21 protein-coding genes and 3 tRNA genes are annotated in these 20,695 nt (G+C 47.8%); 20 read left to right on the plus strand and 4 right to left on the minus strand.

The features are described from left to right. Nucleotides 1-133: 133 nt before the first annotated feature. Nucleotides 134-2,626, plus strand: a complete 2,493-nt coding sequence (locus M1403_03010) for a vitamin B12-dependent ribonucleotide reductase (GenBank protein MCL4397973.1) — start codon at nt 134-136, stop codon at nt 2,624-2,626. Between the two features lie 216 nt (nt 2,627-2,842). Here M1403_03010 and M1403_03015 read toward each other — a convergent pair whose 3' ends face one another. Continuing rightward, complete coding sequence (locus M1403_03015) at nt 2,843-3,229, minus strand: hypothetical protein (GenBank protein MCL4397974.1); 387 nt, start codon at nt 3,227-3,229, stop codon at nt 2,843-2,845. 24 nt (nt 3,230-3,253) lie between these two features. Here M1403_03015 and M1403_03020 point away from each other — a divergent pair, with 24 nt between their 5' ends. The 5 genes from M1403_03020 to M1403_03040 all read left to right on the plus strand — a co-directional run bounded on the left by M1403_03020 (nt 3,254) and on the right by M1403_03040 (nt 7,609). Next, nucleotides 3,254-3,697, plus strand: coding sequence for a cob(I)yrinic acid a,c-diamide adenosyltransferase (locus M1403_03020; GenBank protein MCL4397975.1), 444 nt, complete (start codon nt 3,254-3,256; stop codon nt 3,695-3,697). Nucleotides 3,698-4,188: 491 nt separating this feature from the next. Next, nucleotides 4,189-6,552, plus strand: coding sequence for a type IV secretion system DNA-binding domain-containing protein (locus tag M1403_03025; GenBank protein MCL4397976.1), 2,364 nt, complete (start codon nt 4,189-4,191; stop codon nt 6,550-6,552). A gap of 24 nt (nt 6,553-6,576) precedes the next feature. Further along, nucleotides 6,577-6,648, plus strand: a tRNA-Ile gene (locus M1403_03030). Between the two features lie 38 nt (nt 6,649-6,686). Further along, on the plus strand, nt 6,687-6,935 hold the full coding sequence (locus M1403_03035; GenBank protein ID MCL4397977.1) for a hypothetical protein: 249 nt from the start codon (nt 6,687-6,689) through the stop codon (nt 6,933-6,935). A 53-nt stretch (nt 6,936-6,988) separates the two neighbouring features. After that, a complete protein-coding gene (locus M1403_03040; GenBank protein ID MCL4397978.1) occupies nt 6,989-7,609 on the plus strand; it encodes a hypothetical protein in 621 nt (206 codons plus the stop codon). Here the strand turns inward: M1403_03040 and M1403_03045 are convergent. Together M1403_03045 and M1403_03050 are read right to left on the minus strand one after the other, a co-directional pair. Next, complete coding sequence (locus M1403_03045) at nt 7,532-8,110, minus strand: hypothetical protein (protein MCL4397979.1); 579 nt, start codon at nt 8,108-8,110, stop codon at nt 7,532-7,534. The genes M1403_03040 and M1403_03045 overlap by 78 nt on opposite strands. A 9-nt stretch (nt 8,111-8,119) precedes the next feature. Beyond that, a complete protein-coding gene (locus tag M1403_03050; protein ID MCL4397980.1) occupies nt 8,120-8,971 on the minus strand; it encodes a tyrosine-type recombinase/integrase in 852 nt (283 codons plus the stop codon). A 47-nt stretch (nt 8,972-9,018) separates the two neighbouring features. Here M1403_03050 and M1403_03055 point away from each other — a divergent pair, with 47 nt between their 5' ends. The 12 genes from M1403_03055 to M1403_03110 all read left to right on the plus strand — a co-directional run bounded on the left by M1403_03055 (nt 9,019) and on the right by M1403_03110 (nt 18,693). Then, entirely contained in the window at nt 9,019-9,363 is a 345-nt protein-coding gene (locus M1403_03055; GenBank protein MCL4397981.1) for a septum formation initiator family protein, read from the plus strand. A gap of 35 nt (nt 9,364-9,398) precedes the next feature. Continuing rightward, a tRNA-OTHER gene (locus M1403_03060) sits at nt 9,399-9,473 on the plus strand. 70 nt (nt 9,474-9,543) lie between these two features. Beyond that, nucleotides 9,544-9,616 (plus strand) — tRNA-Met (locus tag M1403_03065). Between the two features lie 66 nt (nt 9,617-9,682). Further along, nucleotides 9,683-10,117 (plus strand): hypothetical protein, encoded by a 435-nt coding sequence (locus tag M1403_03070; GenBank protein ID MCL4397982.1) that lies wholly within the window; start codon nt 9,683-9,685, stop codon nt 10,115-10,117. Nucleotides 10,118-10,171: 54 nt separating this feature from the next. After that, on the plus strand, nt 10,172-10,714 hold the full coding sequence (locus tag M1403_03075; GenBank protein ID MCL4397983.1) for a hypothetical protein: 543 nt from the start codon (nt 10,172-10,174) through the stop codon (nt 10,712-10,714). A 152-nt stretch (nt 10,715-10,866) separates the two neighbouring features. Beyond that, nucleotides 10,867-11,844, plus strand: coding sequence for a tryptophan--tRNA ligase (gene trpS, locus M1403_03080; GenBank protein MCL4397984.1), 978 nt, complete (start codon nt 10,867-10,869; stop codon nt 11,842-11,844). Between the two features lie 13 nt (nt 11,845-11,857). Continuing rightward, the gene (locus M1403_03085) at nt 11,858-12,205 is read left to right on the plus strand and encodes a methionine--tRNA ligase (GenBank protein ID MCL4397985.1); all 348 of its coding nucleotides are present in this window, start codon (nt 11,858-11,860) and stop codon (nt 12,203-12,205) included. Then, a complete protein-coding gene (gene ftsH, locus M1403_03090) occupies nt 12,205-14,133 on the plus strand; it encodes an ATP-dependent zinc metalloprotease FtsH (GenBank protein MCL4397986.1) in 1,929 nt (642 codons plus the stop codon). Before M1403_03085 ends, ftsH begins: the two co-directional genes overlap by 1 nt. 92 nt (nt 14,134-14,225) lie before the next feature. After that, on the plus strand, nt 14,226-15,212 hold the full coding sequence (locus M1403_03095) for a hypothetical protein (GenBank protein ID MCL4397987.1): 987 nt from the start codon (nt 14,226-14,228) through the stop codon (nt 15,210-15,212). Nucleotides 15,213-15,424: 212 nt separating this feature from the next. Beyond that, entirely contained in the window at nt 15,425-16,549 is a 1,125-nt protein-coding gene (locus M1403_03100) for a glycosyltransferase (protein MCL4397988.1), read from the plus strand. A gap of 21 nt (nt 16,550-16,570) precedes the next feature. Next, nucleotides 16,571-17,440 (plus strand): bifunctional DNA-formamidopyrimidine glycosylase/DNA-(apurinic or apyrimidinic site) lyase, encoded by an 870-nt coding sequence (gene mutM / locus M1403_03105; GenBank protein ID MCL4397989.1) that lies wholly within the window; start codon nt 16,571-16,573, stop codon nt 17,438-17,440. A gap of 263 nt (nt 17,441-17,703) precedes the next feature. Next, nucleotides 17,704-18,693, plus strand: a complete 990-nt coding sequence (locus M1403_03110) for an AAA family ATPase (protein MCL4397990.1) — start codon at nt 17,704-17,706, stop codon at nt 18,691-18,693. Here the strand turns inward: M1403_03110 and M1403_03115 are convergent. After that, nucleotides 18,677-19,378, minus strand: a complete 702-nt coding sequence (locus M1403_03115) for a hypothetical protein (GenBank protein MCL4397991.1) — start codon at nt 19,376-19,378, stop codon at nt 18,677-18,679. The two genes, M1403_03110 and M1403_03115, sit on opposite strands and share 17 nt — an antisense overlap. 53 nt (nt 19,379-19,431) lie before the next feature. Between M1403_03115 and M1403_03120 the strand changes: the two genes are divergently transcribed. Next, the gene (locus M1403_03120; GenBank protein ID MCL4397992.1) at nt 19,432-19,638 is read left to right on the plus strand and encodes a hypothetical protein; all 207 of its coding nucleotides are present in this window, start codon (nt 19,432-19,434) and stop codon (nt 19,636-19,638) included. Then, the gene (locus tag M1403_03125) at nt 19,599-20,684 is read left to right on the plus strand and encodes a Fic family protein (protein MCL4397993.1); all 1,086 of its coding nucleotides are present in this window, start codon (nt 19,599-19,601) and stop codon (nt 20,682-20,684) included. The genes M1403_03120 and M1403_03125 overlap by 40 nt, the downstream gene beginning before the upstream one ends. Nucleotides 20,685-20,695 lie beyond the last annotated feature (11 nt).

The following is a 20,695-nucleotide window of genomic DNA, read 5'->3' on the forward strand; positions in this document are numbered from 1 at the left end:
TCCCGCAAAAATTTTGCGGCTGCCTCAAAAAATAAAATTGATTTCCTCTGATACAAAAGTTAGTAGTTGACTGAACTAACGGCCGGGTTTACCTTGTATGCTGCCACTGTCAAAAGTGGCGTTTTAATTTCTTATGGCGCAAGTTGATCCGCAAACCAAAATTACCGAACCGATTCCGGCTATTGTCCGGCCGGGGCGCCCACCAAAGGCGGAAGTTCCAAATTCCAAGCACCAAATTCCAAACACCCAGAACTCTACTAATACCAATATTAGTATTGTGCCGCCGATGCCGGAAGATCTGCCTCAGGGTCACTGGAGCGAACAGGCGGAAAAAGTCCTGCGGGAAAGATATCTTCTAAAAAACGAAAGCGGCGAGATTCTGGAAACTGCGGATCAGATGTGCTGGCGGGTTGCCTGGGACATAGCTTGCGCTGAAGCCAATTTCGGCCACAGCTACGAGAGGATTATGGAAGTAGCCCGGCAGTATTATCACCTTCTGGCCACCCACGAATTCTTGCCCAATTCTCCAACCTTAATGAATGCCGGCAAAAATAACGGCTTGCAGTACAGCGGCTGTTACGTGTTGCCGATTGACGACTCATTAATCGGCATTTTTGACGGGATCAAATACGCTGCCATTATCCACCAAAGCGGTGGGGGCACGGGTTTTTCTTTTTCGAGATTGCGGCCGGCCGGGTCCCGGGTTGGTTCTTCACATGGAGTGGCTTCCGGGCCGGTATCCTTTCTGCAGGTTTACGACAGCGCTACTGAACAAATTAAACAGGGCGGGTCTCGCCGGGGTGCCAACATGGGAGTGTTACGCATTGACCATCCCGATGTTTTGAAATTCATTCATTGTAAAGAAGACGGCGGGATAACAAACTTCAATATTTCCGTGGCCGTCACCGATAAGTTTATTCAGGCTGTAAAAGAGGGGACTACTTATGATCTTATTGACCCGCACACCAAAAAAGTGACTGCTCAACTGGATGCCCGTCAGGTGATGGAAGAAATTGCTCAGGGGGCCTGGAAAACCGGTGACCCGGGCCTGATTTTTATTGACCGGATAAACGCGGGGTCGGGCAATCCCGTGCCGTCTTTGGGCCCGGTAGAGACCACAAACCCCTGCGGCGAGCAACCACTCTATCCGTTTGATGTCTGCAATCTCGGCAGTATCTTCTTAACCTACTTTGTTAAAGATAATAATGGCCAAAAAGAGGTTGATTGGGAAAAACTGGAAAAAGTGACCAAACTGGCTGTCCGGTTTCTGGATAGCGTCATTGAAAGAAATCCTTACCCGCTTCCCCAGGTGCGGGAAATGTCCCGCTTGATCCGCCGGATTGGCCTGGGAGTAGGGGGCTGGGCGGACATGCTTGTCCAGTTGGGTATTCCCTATAACAGCGATGAAGCCATTGTCCTGGCGGAAAAAGTGATGGGCTTTGTCAAGGAAAAGTCGCACGAAGCCTCACAAGAATTAGCACAAGAGCGCGGGACTTTTCCCATGTTTGCCGAAAGTATTTACCGAGACGGTCCGGCGATGCGTAACGCTACAGTGACGACCATTGCCCCGACCGGTTCCATTGGCGTGATTGCTCACACTTCGACCGGCATTGAACCACTGTTTGCCATCGCTTTCAAGCATGTCGTCAAAGATAAATTTCTGGACCGGGAAATGAGTTACTTTAATAATTATTTTGAAAAAGCCGCAATCGGTCAGTCCTGGTATACCCCGGAAGTCAAAGAAAAAATTGTCACCCAGGGAACTATTGCCCATATTAACGAAATCCCCGAAGAAGTCCGCCGGGTCTTTGCCACGGCTCACGAAATTTCTTATGACTGGCATGTCAAAATGCAGGCGGCTTTTCAAAAATACACCGATAACGCCGTGTCTAAAACAATAAATCTTCCTCATGACGCCACCGCTGAAGACATTAAAAATGCCTACCTTTTGGCCTACGAGACGGGCTGCATGGGGATCACAGTCTACCGTGACGGCTGCAAAGACATGCAGGTGTTAAATTTGGGGACCAAAACCAAAGAGGCTAAAGAAGAACCCAAGACTAACGGCCACGCAGTGACGGCGGCCGCGGAAATAATGCCGCGGCCGGTGAAAGTGGACGGAGCCACTTATAAAATCGAAACGCCTTTAGGCCGGGCTTACATTACCGTTAACCAGGATGCCGAAGGCAATCCCTACGAAGTTTTTATCAGCGTCGGCAAGGCGGGTTCAGAAGTAGCGGCTATGGCCGAAGCGATCGGAAGACTAATATCCACGACTTTGCGTTTTGGTAATCATCTGCCGGCCCGCGAACGGGCCAGGGAGATAGTTAACCAATTGCATGGCATTGGCGGTGGCAGTGCCGTCGGCTTTGGACCCAACCGGGTTCGCAGCTTACCCGATGCGGTGGCCAAAGCGATCAGCATGCATTTTGGGTTAAGCGGCCAAATTGATATTGCCAATTTGAAACTGGACGCGGAAGCGCAAAGAGCCAAAGCCGAAGACCCAACCCTTAGTCCTAAATATCTTTCCGCCAAGCGTGATCTTTGTCCCTCCTGCGGGGCCGCAGCCTTTGTTTTTGAAGAAGGCTGCTCCAAATGTTACGCCTGTGGCTATTCAAAATGCTAAGGCCGCCGGATTTTGGCCCGGAAATATTTCTGCAAACAGTTGGCCCGAAAGCGATGGAAAAAGACGCTATCGCTTCTAAGGGACCGAATGAAGTTTCGGTAAGAGCAGTAATTCTCCCGTATTCTCTGAGGAAAAGAGCCGAAGTAGCGAAGCTTAGTCTCCCCCGGATCGATTTTAGCCCTTCCCAAAAGGCCGCTCTCTCTGGCTCGTAGTTAGCTAAATCAGCTCGAAGTCGATGATGATGAAGGGGTCGTCGTCGGCAATAGAACGACCCAGATAGGCATAATAGCCGCTTAAAATTTGCCGCTGGTGTTCTTTGTTTTCCGGCGCTTCGTGGCCAGGATTGGTTAAAGGTAAATCTTTAAAAAAGGTTTTTTTCTTTCCGGTAATAACTGCCTTGTAAGAAGGTTCGGGCTTGTTGTTTTCCCGGATAATGATGGTGTCCCCAATATTTAAATAATCATACTTATTGCCGTAGCGATAGGTAGAAGACTTCTTCTTTGCTTTGACAAATTCAATCAGTTCCGGCGGAAAATAAATTTCCCCCTTCGGATTATTAATTTTAGATGTCCAAACTGTAGTTTTCTTGGGGGCTTTTAACATAAAGATATGATACTATAGCTCCAAATGAAGATCTATACTAAAAAGGGAGATAAGGGGGAGACGGGGTTAATCGGTGGTAAACGGGTGCCCAAAACCGATCCGGTGGTGGAGGCGTTGGGGACAATTGACGAGTTGAACGCCCACCTTGGTAATTTGAATTTGCCTTTGGAAAAAATTCAGCAAGACCTGATGGCTCTTGCCTCGGAGGTGGCCGGCGGCAAAAAAGCCAGAGTAAATGAAAAATGGCTGGAAAAAGAGATTGACCGGATGGAAAAAGAGCTGCCGCCGCTGCACAATTTTATCCTGCCGACGGGGTCAGTGCACCTGGCCCGGGCGGTGTGCCGGCGGACGGAGCGGCGGGTGACGGCAGTGCTTGGTTACTCAAAGTACCTGAACCGTTTGTCTGACTACTTGTTTGTTTTGGCCCGCTGGGTGACCCGCGAAAAATCTTACCGTGCGCCTTCTTAACAAGATAATGGGCCTTGAGTAACTGGTAAATAAACCACTCGACCAGCCAGCGAAATCCGGAAGAAGTCGGTTTGGTTAAACCGATTCCCAATTGCTCGTCAGTTAAGGCGACTCCCCGAATCGTAAAATCCGCCACCTGGGCAATAGGAGTATCAATAGTTACAGTCGGCTGGATTCCCATCTCACGGGCGGCCGGTTCCGGCAGTTTGACTTCTCCGGATTCTACTTTTTCCACGCCTCCCATTTCGGCAATAGCCTTTTCCAGCTCAATTTCCCGAGCGTAACTTTCCCAGTATTGGTCGCCCTCCTCCTTGGCCACCTTATCCGCTTCCTGATAGTTGGGTTCCGACTCTTTGGTTGCCGGCGCAGCAGGGGCGGTTTGGGGGATAATCGGTGTTGGGTTTGGCGCCTGCGGATCAGGCGTAATGTCTAACGGGATTCCGTTATGGGTCGGGGCAGGATTATCCATGAGAAAATGATATCATAGTCCTATGGATTTGGTGGCCAACTTTTCGACCTTTATGGTGGGTTTGGTCTTCGTCTTAATCGGCCTGGGTCTTCTAGCCGGTGTGGGCGCGGTAGCGGGCTATTTTTTTCTCCAATTCTATAAATGGCGGGGGCGGGAGGACAATGCCTTAACTTTTGTCACTCTCCAGGTGGCCGTGCCCAAAGATAACGAGATCAAAATTGACGCCATGGAGCAGTTTTTTGCTTCCCTGTACACTCTTTTTAAAAGCAAGAAGATGTTTTTTGATATGCTGGATTTAACCTGGTCAGTGCCCCAGGATCATCTCGCTTTTGAAATTGTCGGCCAGCCGGGCGATATCCGTTTTTATATTTCCGTCCCTTCAAAGCACCGCGAGTTGATCGAAAAGCAGATTCATGGCACCTATCCGGGAGCGATGGTGACGGAAGTTGAGGACCCTAACATCTTTACGGAAAACGGGGAAGTGGCTTACGCTTCCCTCAAATTAAAATCTTCCAACTACTATCCCATTAAAGTTTTCCGCGATCTGGCCGTTGACCCGATGTCTTTAATTACCTCGTCACTGGCGAAGTTAAACCCGGGCGAAGCGGCGGCCATACAATATGTTGTGGCGCCGGCGGACGGGAAGTGGCGCTCCCAGGGCCGAAGATTTATTTCTAAAACCAAGAAAAACGAAGCCGATCCGGAAAAGGCTCGGTTTAATGTTGACGCCAAAACGCTGGAGGCGATTGAAAACAAAACCAGTAAGCCAGGTTTTGCAACTTCTATCCGGATTGTGGCCAACGCTCCTACCAAAGAAGAGGCCAAAGTGATCCTGGATAATTTAAAAAGCTCGTTTACCCAGTTTTCCTCGGACCAGAATAATTTTAAAAACGACAAGATCCGTATCCAGCAGAATTTTATGACGGATTTCATTTACCGCTTCCAGCCGCTGTTCGCCAAGCCGCCGGTCTTAACTTCCGAAGAACTGGCGACGGTTTTCCATTTTCCCAATAAATCGATCGAAACGCCCAATATTTTCTGGCTCAACGCCAAACGGGCGCCGGCCCCGCAGGAGATTCCCGAAAAAGGCGATATTTACCTGGGTAAATCCATTTACCGCGGCCAGGAGCGGCCGGTCAGTCTGCTTAATCCGGACCGCCGACGCCATGTCTATATTGTCGGCGCCACCGGAACGGGAAAATCCACACTTTTGGCCCAGATGATTTTGCAGGACATTAGGGCGGGCCGGGGAGTGTGCTTTATTGATCCCCATGACACCTACGAGCAAGTTATGGAAAGTATTCCGCCGGAAAGAGCCGAAGATGTCATTTATTTCGATGTTTCCGATCACGAACGGCCGTTCGGTTGGAACATCATGGAAGCAAAAGATGACTATGAGCGGCATATGACGGTGACCGGCTTTATCGGGTTACTTTACAAGCTTTTTGATCCGCACCAGACCGGTATTGTCGGCCCGCGTTTGGAACATTCTGTCCGTAACGCCATGTTAACCGTGATGGAAGCGGAACCGCGGGGAACTATTATCGAAGTGATGCGCGTCCTGCAGGATCCGGGCGGCCCGTATCTTCAGGAACTCCTGCCTCGGGTAACCGATCCGTTGGTGAAACGCTTCTGGACGGAGCAAATTGCCGCTACAAGCGAGTTTCATAAGTCGGAAACTTTGGACTACATTGTTTCCAAATTCGGCCGGTTTGTCACCAATAAATTAATGCGCAACATCGTAGGTCAGTCCCAAAGTTCGTTTAATTTCCGCCAAGCCATGGACGAGGGAAAAATCATTATCGTCAATCTGGCCAAAGGTTTAATCGGGGAAGAGAATAGCTCCTTTATGGGCACACTTCTGGTCCCCAAAATTCTTTCCGCCGCGACTTCCCGGCAGAATATTCCCGCCGAAGCCCGCCGGGATTTTTATCTTTATGTTGACGAGTTTCAAAACTTTGCCACCCCGGATTTTGCCACGATTTTGTCTGAGGCCAGAAAGTACGCCCTTAATTTAACTGTCGCGAATCAGTTTATCGCCCAGGTCGAAGAAGACATTAAAAATGCGATTTTTGGCAATGTCGGCACGAAGATCGCCTTCCGGGTGGGTGTCGCCGACGCCCAGTTTTTGGCCCATGAGTACGCTCCCACCTTTGGCGAATCGGATTTAATTAAGGTTGAAGCTTTTAACGCCTATGTCAAAACCCTGGTAAATAACGAACCGACTTCGGCCTTCAGTTTGGAAATTGATCATGATTTTGGCAAAATCAATGCCCAGCGCAACAAAAAAGTGGCGGAAATGATTAAAGAATTGTCTTCCCTTAAATACGGCCGCGATGTTCGGGAAGTGGAAGCGGAAATCGCTTCCCGAAGCCACCTCTTTTAACATAATCTGCTAGAATACCATTAGGGATCCGTAGCTCAATGGTAGAGCAGATGTCTTATACACATCATGTTGTAGGTTCGAGTCCTACCGGATCCACCGCAGCCCGAAAACACCTTAGAGAGAAGGTGAGAAATATGGGCAAGACAGTTGGCACGGTTTCACATTACTTTGACCACATAGGAGTCGCGGTTCTAGATTTAACGGGGCAAATCGCACTAGGCGATTCGATCGATATTGTGGGTAAAACCGGCCCCAAGTTTTCACAAACGGTCACTTCGATGCAGGTGGATCACCAACCAGTTAAAACCGCCAAGAAAGGAGACGAAGTGGCAATCAAAGTCGATATGCCGGTCAAAGACGGAGATACAATCGAGAAAGAGTAAATTAGTTCTTTAAAAATCTTCACAAGTGTAAGATACTCCTTTTTGTTGCTTTTATGGCGCTACGAGCTGAACATTTTCGTTCCAGATTAATAACCCACGAGTTCAAGCAAAACGGGGAAGGTTTGTGTTGGGTGGCTTTAGAAGAAGCGCGACTGCACTCTGTTGAATATCATAATGGCAACCGTCAGCAATTGCGGCAAAAGTTAATTAAAGAAATGAAAACAACGGTAGCCGGAGGAACGGATAACGATGATGTAGTGGCTTACCTGGAAAAAATTGGTATCCGTCATCATATTGAGTGGGATTGTCCTTTCGAACGACTGGTAGCGATGGTGGAAAAACTTCCAGTTCATGTCGACATCTTCGCGTCGGTATGGGATCGGCGTATAAGTCCGGGCTTTGACGAAACCACAGATCCGCCTGAATCACATACTGTCGCTGTGATTAAAACACCTTTAATTTATAAAGATCGCCGGGTGCTTTTTTATGACCCCAGCACTTACATCGGCGGCCTACTAGACTGGAGTCGGGAAAAGTGGGAAAAATGGTGGGATGATGGGCCGGAATCGGGTTTGGAAGCGGATAATTATGGGAATTCAGTCCCCTTTGACCGGCGCTGGTTGATGCTCACGGATATCTCGCCACGCGAAGTTGATGAGTACCTTGCGAGCTAATCCTTCCAGTTTATCCGCAATAAAATGCGCTGGATCGTAGGGTAATAAGAGGGACATAAATAAGTACTCACTAAATTCGTGCAGCCAAGTAACTGGAATTTCTTGGGGATCCAAGGCTTCTTCGGCCACAAAGGTTCGCGGAGGGATGTAGTCATAAACTTTGGGTTGGCCGCCTTGAGCAAAATGCGGATCGGCTTCTTTTCTAGTCCTTTTGCCGTTGACTGTACCAAAAGTAAAAGGCCCGAGCGTCTGTTTATCAGCGACCGGAATATAAGGAGAAGTTCTTTTGGAGCGCAGGTCAGCCACTTCGAGTCTTCGTTTGGCACGGAATTCTTCTTTACATAAACCTTGATAGCGTAACTCGGTGGCTAAGAGAGCCTGAGCTTCATTCCGCAAACGACTGTCAACATTAAGCGTGTGGTCCTTCAGCTCTACCAAAAAGTCGCGCTCGCCTCGGTTTCGCCGGCTAAAGCCATCGGAGGTTTCGATACTATAAAGCATTAGAAGATATTAAAGCTCGTCGAGTTTAGTCTTTTCAATGGGGAGATCTTTGATGAATTCCAGATATTTTTCCGTGGTGGCAATGCGCTTGTGGCCTGCTAACTTACTAATAAGCACCGGTGATGCACCCGCGGCCAGGTGGTGGGCGATAAAAGTGTGTCGCAGGTCATTGACCTTGGCGCCCTGGATACCGGCAATTTTGAAATAGCGGTCGATAGCAGTTCTAATATTTCTAATCAATAACGGGTGGCCGGTTTTAGTGACAAACAACGCTTTAGTCGCCACTTTCGGCCGGGTTTCGAGATATTTACTTAAAGCCTCTTTGGCAGCTTTGTTTAAAGGGACTTCGCGGCTGGGATGGCCTTCCAGAGCCGGAATAGTAATAAAATTTTCGCTGACTGAGTCGGTGGTTAAAGCGGAGAGTTCGCCGATGCGCATACCGGTTTGCAGGAGCAATTCCACGATAGCCGCAATTCGGATATCATCCCGGCAGGCATCACGCAGAGCCCGGTATTCCATCCGGGACAAGATTCGCGGGGCCTTCGAATCGAATTTAGGGTGGGCGATGGCGGCCGCGACATTATTTTCGATTACCTTATTCAGGATCAAATAGCGGTAGAAAGTTTTAATGGAATTAATTTTTCGCGAGACGGATTTGGGAGTGTAGTTTTGCTCGTTTAAAAGTTTAAGGAAATTATTCAGATCTTCGGTTGTAACTTCTTTTAAGTTTGTCTTGTCGATCTTTTTCAGGTAATCTAGGAGTTGAGCAATGTCTTTGCGGTAAGCGATAACGGTGGCTGTGGCTTTGTGCGAGCTCTTGAGGAAATTTATAAATTGGTCAAGTTGTTTGTCTAAATCCATGATGGCCCATAATACCACCGTTAGGGTTAAAGTTCAATCTGGAACTTATGACTAACCGGAAAATTTTAAGACTAGCAACCATTGTCGTTTGTCTCTATCTTATAGTCACCACCATAAAGGCCATCGCCGATTTATGGCAGGCTGGCGACAAACTGACGGAGCGGGAAAATCAGGTAACGGTGCTCTCAAAAGAGCGAGAAGACTTGCTGCGCAGAAAAGCGGCTGTGGAAAATCCCAACTATTGGGAAAAGGTGGCCCGCGATCAGTTGGGCCTGTCCAAACCCGGGGAGGAGATTATTATTATTCCATCGCAGCTGTTGGTGGATAACACGCCGGTGGCCACTCCCGACGCGACGCCAAACTGGCAAAAATGGGCTAGACTCCTACTTTGATCTCAAGCGTCAGTTTTTAGTATAATAGCGCTATTGCCAGGGTTTCGGCCGGGTCCGTGGGGCGTTTCATAAGCGCTTTTTGGTGGGTTCGACCCCCACCCCTGGCACCATTTATTCTTTTGAACTTCTATAATTGACGCTCCAGCTCAACGAAAGTATAATTAAGAGACAATTTAATATCGCGGGGTAGTGTAAAGTTGCATGTCAGGCTCATAATCTGACGGTCCAGGCGCGATTCCTGGCCCCGCAACCAAATATTTAGGGCCCAAGGGGGCTCTTTTTTTGTTGACGCCAGTCTAAATTTAACTATAATCCGGCTATGCCTTATTTCCGCGTCGAAGCCGGCTATCCAGCTCCAAGTATCCGGGTGATAAGACCCGGCCAGGAGCGCTTCGGTATAATCGGCGGGAAGTGGACTTTCATAAAAGTGATTAATGATCAGAGTCTTTCCAGGGAAGGCCGGGTTTATCGGGAAGAAAAAGGGGCTTTAGCTTTTGATGTTCGCAGACACGGCTCGCATACGAGACAGACTTTTATTGCTTATCTTTCTCCTGATCAAGCTAGAGCTTTTGAATCGGCCTTTAGATTTATTGATAGCCACGGGCTTTCGGTTAAAATGGCAAAAGACATTTATTCCGGTCTTGAACGCCTAGCTAGAATCCAGACCGGTCAAACCGAGGCGGCAAAAATGACTTGGTCGAGGAAAATAAGAAGACTTGTTAGTGCCGGATTAACGGAAGCTTTTACCTCGTAACGATTGTTCTTATGTTCTTACTGCAGTCTTACTCCATAAATTTATACTCCTTTCATGCCAAACCGGGTGCCGCTAAGTCAGTTGGAAAAAGAGGCGACGGAGCCTAAGCGCCAGGAACAAAAGCCGCCGGGAATGCTGGAGGAAAAAGGGGAGAAATTAACCCCCGGTCCGCCTCTGGGACCAACGCCGCAGGAAAAACCCAGGGAAGTGGGAGCGCCGCGGGTTATTCTTAAGGTAACTTCTGCCTGGCCCTGGGAACTATCGCCAGATACCTTAATTATTGATGAGGTAAAAGTAACGGTCACCCATCACATTTTTCTGTCTTCCGGCAGCACCCGGCAGATTAAACTTGCGGATGTGGCCAATATTTCGATGATCTCCGGACCGATCTTTGCCAGTATCAGCATGTACGAAAAAGGTTTTGGCTCCGATGTGTCCATGGTAAAGCGCTTGTGGCGTAACGACGCGGTCCGAGCTCGGAGGATTTTGCAGGGAATATCCGTACTAACGAGCGAAAAAGTTGATTTTTCCCAAATGACTGTTGATGAGATTATTTCCCGGGCGGAGAAGGCTGGGGAAGTGGTTGAGGTCGTTTGACAAGGTCTAGCCTTTACTTCTATAATCGACTCCAGAGCTTAATGACCCGGAAGGTTGGAACCGGCGAGGGCTAAATAACGAGAAGCAAAGTAGGGTGGCACCACGAAATAATCTTCGTCCTTACTCCTAGAGATTTTTGTTAGAATAATCATATGAAACAACGCGTGTTTTCTGGAGTTCGTGCTAATGCCCGACCACACATCGGGAACTATTTGGGTGCTATCAAAGGAATGATGGAGTTACAAGATAAATATGACTGTATTTTTAGTGTGGTTGATTTACACACAATTACGACACCGTATGATATAAAAGCCCTGCGACCAATGGTCAGAGAGGTGGTCTTGGATTATTTAGGGGCAGGGTTGGATCCAAAAAAATGTCATTTAATTATCCAATCGGATCTGCGGGCGCAGCATCTAGAATTGGCCTATTATTTGGGGACTATTTACCAAGTTTCGCGGCTTGAAGATCTTCCAACCTATAAAGAAAAAGCGGCTCAAAATCCAGACTACGTTAACATGGGGCTTTTATATTACCCGGTACTTATGGCTGCGGACATACTAATTTATAAAGTTCCGCTAGTACCCATCGGCAAGGATCAAGAGCCACATATGGAAGTTGCCAGAGAAATGGCTAGAAAATTTAATAGTATGTTCGGAGAAACTTTTCCGGAGCCACAAAGTTTCAAAATGCCTGGTCAGTATGTTCCCTCGCTTTCCGGGGAAGGGAAGATGAGTAAATCCCGAGGAAACACGATTAACTTGACAAGTTCTTTAGAAGAAATTAAGGCTTCCTTGGCAAAAGCACCTACCGACAATGGCAAGGGGGAGAAGTTTCCCAGTGAAGGCCCGGCGGCTAATATTCTGACATTCGTAGAATTATTCGAAGGCCATGACCGGGCCATGCAATATCGGGAAATGTATAAAACTACCGGCATAAAATACGGGGAACTGAAAACTGAACTGGCCGAGGCGATTTATAAAGAACTGCAACCGATACAGGAAAGACGGGCTTACTACGAGGCTCACCCGGAAGAAGTGGACCAAATTCTGGCCGACGGGGCCGAATACGCTAAATCGATTGCTGACGAAACCCTCAAAGAGGTTCGGGAAAAAATGGGACTAGTGTAGTACAATTCCTCTTGTGAAGCCTACCATAATTTATGACGATTTTGCCAAACTGGATTTGCGGATCGGGGAAGTGGCGGAAGCCTCGGTGGTAGAAGGCAGCGAGAAACTCCTAAAATTAACCGTCAATTTCGGATCGGAAATCGGCGTCCGCACCATTTTCGCTGGTATCAAAAAGTGGTATACTCCAAGCTCGGTTAAGGCACGAAAACTGGTCTTTATCACCAATCTCTTACCCAAGAAGTTTAAGATTAATGGTCAGGAGTTTGAGAGCCAGGGAATGCTGCTCGCTGCAGATGGTCATGACGAGGCGGCCCTCTATACTTTTGATAAAGATCCGCAGCCCGGAACCAAAATAAGATAATGAAAGTACCGGATCCGATCTCAACAAAAAATAACCACAACGGCAAAAACGGAAAAAACGGCCGCAAGGCTTTGCATGGCTTGCGGATGGAGTTTCGTTTTGACTTAAAAAATATTCTGCTTTATACCTTAATCGGGCTTCTGGTGCTCCTGAGCATTTCTAGTTTTGTGGGCGGTACCAGCCCGAAACCGGCGACTGAGCCGATTTCCCAAGTGCTCTCCGACGCAAAAGACGGCAAGATTTCTAAAATTGTCGTTTCCCAGGAAAATCTCACGGTGACCTACAAAGACGGCAAAGTAGTGGATTCTCTACAAAGCCCTAACCAAGATTTATCACAAACATTGTTTTCCAAAACCAACGGTTTAGGGCTGGACCCAAACCAAATTACTTTAGTCAATCAAAACGACCTGACACAAAACTTCTGGATAAATACTTTCCTCCAATTCGGACCAATAGTGCTTTTTTTCTTGCTAATCTTTTGGCTCTATCGTCGTCAAATGCAGGGAGCCAACTCGATTTTCTCGTTTGGCCAAAGCCCGGCAAAACTTTACTCTAAAGATCAACCGAAAGTAACTTTTGCCAATGTGGCCGGCGTTGAAGAAGCTAAACAGGAGTTAACCGAAGTGGTTGACTTTTTGAAGAATCCCAAGAAATACCAGCAGCTGGGGGCGCGGACGCCAAAAGGCGTGCTTTTGGTTGGTCCTTCAGGTACCGGTAAAACTCTCCTGGCCAAAGCTGTGGCGGGAGAAGCGGGCGTGCCTTTCTTTGCCATGGCGGGCAGCGAATTTATGGAAATGCTAGTGGGAGTCGGGGCCTCCCGGGCGCGAGATTTGTTTGCTACCGCCAAAAAGAACAAGCCAGCAATTATTTTTATAGACGAAATTGACGCTATCGGCCGGACCCGCAGTATGGGTTTGGTCGGCGGCCACGATGAACGGGAGCAAACTTTAAATCAGATTTTAATTGAAATGGACGGATTCGAGCCCAACGAACAGGTAGTGGTTATGGCGGCAACTAACCGCGGGGACTTGTTAGACCCGGCTTTAATGCGGCCCGGGCGGTTTGACCGCCGGGTGCTTTTGGATCTTCCGGATAAAGAGGGGAGACTGGCAATTCTTCAGGTTCATAAACGCGGTAAACCTTTCGCGGCAGATGTGGATTGGGAAAAGGTGGCTAAAAGAACCGTCGGTTTTTCCGGCGCCGATTTGGAAAATATGCTTAACGAAGCGGCTATTCTGGCAGCCCGCCTGAATAAAACTGCCATCGATATGAAAGATATTGAAGAGGCGGCCACGAAAGTAAAACTTGGCCCGGAGCGGAAACGGCTGCAGTCGGACCAGGATAAGAAAATTACGGCTTACCATGAAGCCGGTCACGCCATTGTCACCCACTTCCTGCCGCACATGGATCCGGTGCACCGGATCAGTATTGTCAGCCGGGGCATGTCGCTAGGTCACACCTTAATCCCGCCGGCAGCGGATAGACTGCATGAGACGAAAACCCATTTAATTCAGCAGATTGCCTCCATGCTTGGCGGCCGGGCAGCGGAAGAACTGGTGTTTACGGAAATGACCACCGGAGCGTCCTCAGATATTTCTGCGGCGACAACCATCGCGAGGGAAATGGTGGAAGAGTTCGGCATGAGTCCGTTGGGACCGGTGAACCTGGGCGGAGACATGCGTGGGCCCGATGGCCGGCTTTACCCGGAACAGGTGCGGATATCGGAAGGCATGGCGGCCCAAATTGACACCGAAGTTAAAAAGCTGATTGATGTGGGTTTGCAGACCGCTAAGGCCATTTTGAAGAAAAACCGCAAACTTCTGGACAAAGTGGCCGATGCCTTGATGGCCAAGGAAACCCTGGAGGGTGAAGAATTTGAACAAATTGTGGGCATAGCCAAGCCGGCGTTAGCGGCGGCGAAATCATGATTTGGGTTTGTCAGCTCGGTAACTTTTTCTCGCGCTCGGCTGCGATCCCGGGTACTCATTACTTTTAGTCTAGACAGTAGGTTCCTAGACAGGTGCCCGGAACGCTTACCCTCGGGCTCGAAAAATTACCTTCGCTGCCGTCCATTTTTAAATTGACACAGAAATTAGTTTTAATTGACGGTCATGCCATACTTCATCGGGCGTATCATGCTTTGCCGCCCTTAACTAACGCTGAAGGGACCCAGACCAACGCCGTCTACGGCTTTATGACTATGCTCCTGCGGGTATTGGAAGACCTAAAACCGACCCATTTAATTGTCACTTTTGACTTGCCCCAGCCCACTTTTAGGCAGCAAAAATACACCCAATACCAGGCGCGGCGGCCGGAAATGGGGGATGGACTAAAAGACCAGATTAAGCTGGTTCACGAGCTTCTGGAGGCTTTGGAAATTGAACATTATGAAGTGGGAGGATATGAAGCGGATGATGTTATCGGGACACTCGCTGCTCAGGCAGCGAAAATACGAAATAAGGATACACAGACAGAAGTGGTAATAGTTACCGGAGATAGAGATATGTTGCAGCTCGTAAATGATCAGGTGAAGGTATGTGTGCCGGTGAAGGGATTGAGTGAAACGAAAATTTATACCCAGGAATTGATTAAAGAAGAGTTTGGCGTAAATCCGTCCCAATGGGTGGATGTTAAAGCTCTCAAAGGTGACGCCTCGGACAATTATTCCGGGGTCGTGGGCATAGGGCCGAAAACAGCCCAGGATTTAATTGCCAAATATGACACTCTGGAAAATCTCTATAAACATTTGGGAGAACTACCGCCAAAAGTAGCCACTAAACTGGCCGAGGGAGCTGAAAATGCCGGCTTGGCTCAAGAGCTGGCCAGAATTGTCTGTGATGTGCCGCTTAAACTGGAATTGGATAAAGCCGAAGTAAAAAATATTAACTGGAAAAACGGGGCGGAGTATATGCAGAACAAATTAGGCTTTAAGAGCTTGGTATCGAGGATAGAGAAAGACTTTTTAAAGACAACTCCTGCCGAGGATCCGCAGATAAAGTTGCTTTAGCCAAGAAACTTAAGAGCGGGACAGTGGGAATCAAGGTTCTTTTGGCAGCTCTCGGGAAAATCGCTGAAATCTTCTATATCAATCCTTTTCTGTCCATTTCTGAGAACTACCCACCGCCGGCCAGGGACTTCGTGTTTTTCTATAGTAGTCCCGCAACGGAGACAATGGCTTTCGGTTAGTTCGTCCATGGGCAGTTTAGTATAATTAGGGTTGTGGCTGAAAACAAGCATAAAATTGCCTTGGTCCATGACTATATTAAGGAATTTGGCGGGGCGGAGCGGGTTTTAATGGCTCTTCATGAAATGTTTCCCGAAGCACCGATCTACACTGCCTTTGTGGCCGACGGCAGTGCTGAAAAAGAATTTGAAAAAGTCGGGGTGAAACTCATTCCGTCCTGGGCTAATTTGCTTTTAAAATATAAAAATTGCCACAGTGCCTTCCGGTTTCTAATTCCGACGGTCTGGGAGAGCTTCGACTTTTCTAAGTACGACACGGTCATTCTTTCCAGCAGCGGCTACTTAACCAAACCAGTGCGAATTCCTAAGGAGGCTAAAGTCATTTGCTATTGCCATACACCGTCACGGTTTTTATACGGCTACGAAACTTCGGTGGAGTGGAAGCGCTATCCGATTGTAAATGTTTATGGGTACATTGTGGGCCATTTCCTGCGCCTTTATGACGCCCTTGGAGCCAAACGAGTGGACCAGTTTATCGCTAATTCTAAAAATGTCGCTGGCCGGATCAGGAAGTTTTATCGCAAGGAAGCAGTAATAATCTATCCGCCGGTAAACACGGTAAAAATCGAGGAAGAAACGGCAGGGATTAAAAAAGACGATAAATACTTTTTAATTGTTTCCCGGATTGTGGGGGAGAAAGGGATTCCCATGGCCATGGAGGCGGCGAACAAACTCGGAGTAAAGCTCAAAATTGTCGGTGAAAAGGCCGGACTGCAGTGGGAAAATACGGAAATTGAAAAAAGAAAATCAGATAACATTGAATTTTTGGGCCGGGTACCGGATGAAGAAAGAAACCAACTGATGGCCAAAGCGCTGGCCTTTATTGTCCTGGAAAAGGATGTGGATTTCGGGATGACGCCGGTAGAAGCGATGGCGGCCGGGACGCCGGTTGTGGCTTATGCCTCCGGAGGCTATCTGGAAACGGTCATCGAGGGCAAAACCGGGACTTTTTTCAAGGAATATAATGTGGAAAGCCTAGTGGAAGCCATGCAAAGAATTCAAAAAATGAAAATCAATAAAGCCGACTGCCAAAAACAGGCGGAAAAGTTTTCAAAAGAAAGGTTTATAAAAGAAATGTCCCGTATTATCGCGAGCGAGTGAAACGAGCGCAATACAACACATATGCCGGAATTACCTGAAGTCCAGACGATTGTTAACCAGCTAAAAGAAAACCTGGTGGGCAAAACGATTACTGGGATAGATATTCGTTTGTCCAAGCTTTGGTCAGGGAACAAGGAACAGATAATCGGTTCTAAGATTTTGGATGTCCGGCGGCGGGCGAAGATGATCATTATTAAACTGGACCATGGCCGCAATCTGGTGGTCCACCTCAAAATGACCGGACAACTAATTTACAGTGACATTAGTAACAATAGTAACAATAGGGAGACGGTAACTTTTCCGAACCCGATACCTTTTGCCGGCACTACTTTACCTGGCAAGACTACCCATATCATTTTCCAATTGAGCGGTGGGGTTTTGTTTTTTAATGACATGCGGCAGTTCGGGTGGGTCAAGGTGCTGACGGATGATGAATTGGTGGAAGTTTCAGAAAAGCATGGTCCTGAACCTTTCTCGGACGAATTTACACTAGAGTATCTGGAGAAAATTTTGAGCAATTGGGGCCGGCCGGTAAAGCTGCTACTTTTGGATCAAAGCAAAATATCCGGGATCGGGAACATTTATGCCAACGAAGCCTTGTGGTGCGCCGGAATTTCCCCAATGAAACGGGGGAAAGAAGTAGAAAAAGAGAAAATTAAAAAGCTGTACGCTTGTATAAAATCAGTCTTGGAAGAAGGGCTAAAATACCATGGCAGTTCGGCGGGAGATGAGGCCTATGTTGATGTCGCCGGCAACCCCGGCAAAATGCAGGAACACTTCAAAGTTTACAGCCGAACCGGCCAACCGTGCCCGAATAATTGCGGAGGGAAAGTGGTTCGCGGCGAAATCGGCGGGCGGGGAACTTTTTTTTGTCCAAAGTGCCAGAAATAAGAATTGATCTCTTGTCAAAAGAAAGAGCGGGGTGATAGATTGAAAATTATGGCTAATAACTGTACGCCGGAAAATTGTCTGCGCTGTCAGGAAATAGCGAGAGGGCTGTATAAAAATAGAATCAACTTCCATCTAGATAGAAATAGATACGAACAGGGGATCGTTATCGTTACGAATGAAGAAGCTCATGAAACGGCTACTTCAGAAATTATAAACTGTCCGAAAGAGTGTTCTCCTCAACCAAAATAAGGTAGAATAGCCTTGTGGTGCTGGCCAAATTAACGCTCCAAAATTTTCGCAGTTATTCCAAAAAAATCTTCGAGTTTAATCCCGGGGCGACTTTAATCGTGGGACCTAACGCTATTGGCAAGACAAATATTGTCGAAGCCGTTTATCTCCTGGCGACGGGCAAGAGTTTTCGGGCAGAAAACGAACATGAAATGATAAAAGTAGGTCAGCAGGTTAGTAGGTTAGTAGGTCAGTTAGGAGATAACGAGTTGGAAGTTGATTGGGACGCAAGGGAGAGATTTGTAAAAACCTACAAAGTAAATGGGGTGGGAAAGCGACAGGCGGACTTCGTCGGTAATTTGCGCGCGGTGCTTTTTTCGCCGCAGGACATTGAACTGGTCACCGACGGGCCAGCGGTGCGCCGCCGCTATTTAGACTCGGTTTTGGAGCAAATCTATAAAGACTATCGTTTGGCAGCACATATTTACGAGAAAGCCTTGCGACAGCGTAACCGGTTACTCTGGCGGATACGCGAGGAAGGAATCAGCCGGGAACAGCTAGTCTACTGGAATAATCTTTTAATTACTAATGGACAAGTAATTCATAACCGGCGCAAAGATTATCTGGAGTTTTTGGGTTTAACTTATGACTCCAGCGTTATTTCCGCCGAACGGTTGGCAAAATACGCGCTTGAAGAAGTGGCGGCAGCCACGACTTTAGTTGGCCCTCAGCGCGATGACTTTATCATTAATCATCATGACCGGCCGGTAAAAGCCTTTGGTTCTCGGGGCGAACAGCGTCTGGCAGTGTTTAATATTAAACTCAAAGAACTGGAGTATGTCCGGGAAATTACGGGAACGGCCCCAGTGCTCTTGTTGGATGACATTTTTTCCGAGTTGGATCACGCCAACCGCCATCACATTTTAGAAGTGATTCCCAAACAACAGACGATCATGACGACGACGGATTTACACTTGGTGGATCGAAGCGCTTTGCGCAGGGCGCAGCTTATTGAACTGGGATAAGGACTTTGGTAGTTTGGGAAGATTTTTTAATGACCACTTCGTCGCCCTCTTTCAAGTCAATAAGGTGGGGGTCATTATCGGCGGCCAGAACTCCGGGACCGCGAGTAATAGTCACTTTAATCACCGTTTCTTCCGGATAAATGGTAAAGGCCTCGTTGGGGAAGGGGTGAATGTTGTTGTAGGCCAGACCAAGACCGCTAACTACCACCTGATGGGTAATGGCATTAAAATAGCCCGTGCTGCCAAAAGGAGTGGAAATGACCACACCATCACCAATAAGCTGGTTGCTGGTTGCTGGTTGCTGGTCGCTGGTAAAAACCCGAAAACGCAAAGCGGTATTGGGGAATTTGTGAGCCACAACAATGTCGTTCAAAGCAGTTAGTTTGTGCTTATTAAAATCGGCTTCAAGTTTAATCAGCTCCCGGGTTTCCAGTTGGTTATGGGCTAATAATTTCAGGATCTCTTCATTGGGCAGCGGTGAGCAGAAGTGGCAAATTTCACTGTTACGCAGGGTCAATTTGGGAACGCCCGGAAAATCTCTTTCCGCGCCAAGGAGCGTTCCATCGCCGCCGAAAGTAATAACTACTTCCGGGTTCTTTTTGACAATTTCCAAGCCCATTTCTTTAACCGTTTTTTCGATTTCCTTGGGATAACGCCCGTATTGGGAATACAAAAACACCTGCATAAAGGTAATTTTACTCCATAGTCTTTGCGGAGAAAATGCGGTAATATGGTTTTGTGGAAGCAGAGACAGTTGTTTATCTGAGTATTCTTGCCGCGGCTGCGTCTGTCACTACTCTTTCAGAACTGGAAAAATACCGCGGTGGACTGCTGAGAAATGTTCGGATACCAGTTCGGGAATGGCTTGATGTCATGACTAACAAGCCCAAAATGGGGCGAACTATATGTACTACCCAAAATTCACCATCTCCCCAAAACTCTTGAAAGATATTGGCCTGGTGGAAGGAGCCAAAGCGGTCATTGCTTCGGCGGCACTCCTGCCGGCCTGGGAAGCCAAGTTTAAGGAAGACGCTCAACTCCGGGCAGTTCACTACGGCACCCACGTGGAAGGCAATGAGCTTAATCTGGAAGAGGTTAAAAAAGTTATGGAAGGCCACCAGGTCGTGGCCCGGGAACGGGATGTTAAAGAGGTCATTAATTACCGGAAAGTGCTGGAGTTCTTGGAAAAAAAAGTCCAGGGAAATAAAGGAGATGGGGGAAATGGGGGGTATAAGGGAAACCAGAAACTGTACACCCAAGACGCGTTGAAAGAACTGCACAAGCTAACGGTGGCGGGAATTATCCCGGAAGACCAGATCGGAAAATACCGCACGGTGCAAGTGGTCTTGCGGGACGTTTTAACCGGGGAAATTGTTCACCGGCCCTGCCCGGCGGTCGAAGTGCCGTTTCAAATGGAAGATTTTTTTGAATGGCTGGAAGATCCGTCGACGCGCGATTTGCACCCGATATTAAAAGCGGGCATTACTCACTATGCGATCGTTAACATTCACCCGTTTACCGAGGGCAATGGGCGGGTGTCCAGAGCCTTGGCAACGCTAATCCTTCTTAACGAAGGCTACGATATTCGTAAACTGTTTTCTTTGGAAGAATACTACGACAAAAATGTCGCCGGCTACTATTACGCCATTAAAACCGCCGACCAGAACCCTGATCATGACCTGACTTCCTGGTTGGAATATTTTACTGAAGGAGTGGCGATTGAGTTTAACCGGGTAAAGGATAAAGTTCAGCATTTATCGCTGGATTTAAAATTAAAAGCCAAAGCGGGGGCCCAGATTTTCTTAAACGAACGGCAGATTAAGCTTGTAGAATATATTGAAGAAGTGGGGTATCTTTCTAATCAGCAGTTCAAAGAGATCCTGCCGATGGTGTCTGAGGACACGGTTTTGCGGGACCTGAAGGATTTAATGGAAAAAAAGATTGTTAAAAAGAAAGGGAAAACCAAGGCAGCGAGATACGAAATGAAGTAGGTATCTTAAGC

This window comes from Patescibacteria group bacterium, from assembly GCA_023380635.1.
In the GTDB taxonomy this organism is placed as follows: domain Bacteria; phylum Patescibacteriota; class Microgenomatia; order JAMCZE01; family JAMCZE01; genus JAMCRP01.

Bases quoted from the DNA above. Each gene is read 5' to 3' on its own strand.
- M1403_03010 (MCL4397973.1), top strand. From the start codon at position 134: ATGGCGCAAGTTGATCCGCAAACCAAAATTACCGAACCGATTCCGGCT.
- M1403_03015 (MCL4397974.1), bottom strand. From the start codon at position 3,229: ATGTTAAAAGCCCCCAAGAAAACTACAGTTTGGACATCTAAAATTAAT.
- M1403_03020 (MCL4397975.1), top strand. From the start codon at position 3,254: ATGAAGATCTATACTAAAAAGGGAGATAAGGGGGAGACGGGGTTAATC.
- M1403_03025 (MCL4397976.1), top strand. From the start codon at position 4,189: ATGGATTTGGTGGCCAACTTTTCGACCTTTATGGTGGGTTTGGTCTTC.
- M1403_03035 (MCL4397977.1), top strand. From the start codon at position 6,687: ATGGGCAAGACAGTTGGCACGGTTTCACATTACTTTGACCACATAGGA.
- M1403_03040 (MCL4397978.1), top strand. From the start codon at position 6,989: ATGGCGCTACGAGCTGAACATTTTCGTTCCAGATTAATAACCCACGAG.
- M1403_03045 (MCL4397979.1), bottom strand. From the start codon at position 8,110: ATGCTTTATAGTATCGAAACCTCCGATGGCTTTAGCCGGCGAAACCGA.
- M1403_03050 (MCL4397980.1), bottom strand. From the start codon at position 8,971: ATGGATTTAGACAAACAACTTGACCAATTTATAAATTTCCTCAAGAGC.
- M1403_03055 (MCL4397981.1), top strand. From the start codon at position 9,019: ATGACTAACCGGAAAATTTTAAGACTAGCAACCATTGTCGTTTGTCTC.
- M1403_03070 (MCL4397982.1), top strand. From the start codon at position 9,683: ATGCCTTATTTCCGCGTCGAAGCCGGCTATCCAGCTCCAAGTATCCGG.
- M1403_03075 (MCL4397983.1), top strand. From the start codon at position 10,172: ATGCCAAACCGGGTGCCGCTAAGTCAGTTGGAAAAAGAGGCGACGGAG.
- trpS (MCL4397984.1), top strand. From the start codon at position 10,867: ATGAAACAACGCGTGTTTTCTGGAGTTCGTGCTAATGCCCGACCACAC.
- ftsH (MCL4397986.1), top strand. From the start codon at position 12,205: ATGAAAGTACCGGATCCGATCTCAACAAAAAATAACCACAACGGCAAA.
- mutM (MCL4397989.1), top strand. From the start codon at position 16,571: ATGCCGGAATTACCTGAAGTCCAGACGATTGTTAACCAGCTAAAAGAA.
- M1403_03115 (MCL4397991.1), bottom strand. From the start codon at position 19,378: ATGCAGGTGTTTTTGTATTCCCAATACGGGCGTTATCCCAAGGAAATC.
- M1403_03125 (MCL4397993.1), top strand. From the start codon at position 19,599: ATGTACTACCCAAAATTCACCATCTCCCCAAAACTCTTGAAAGATATT.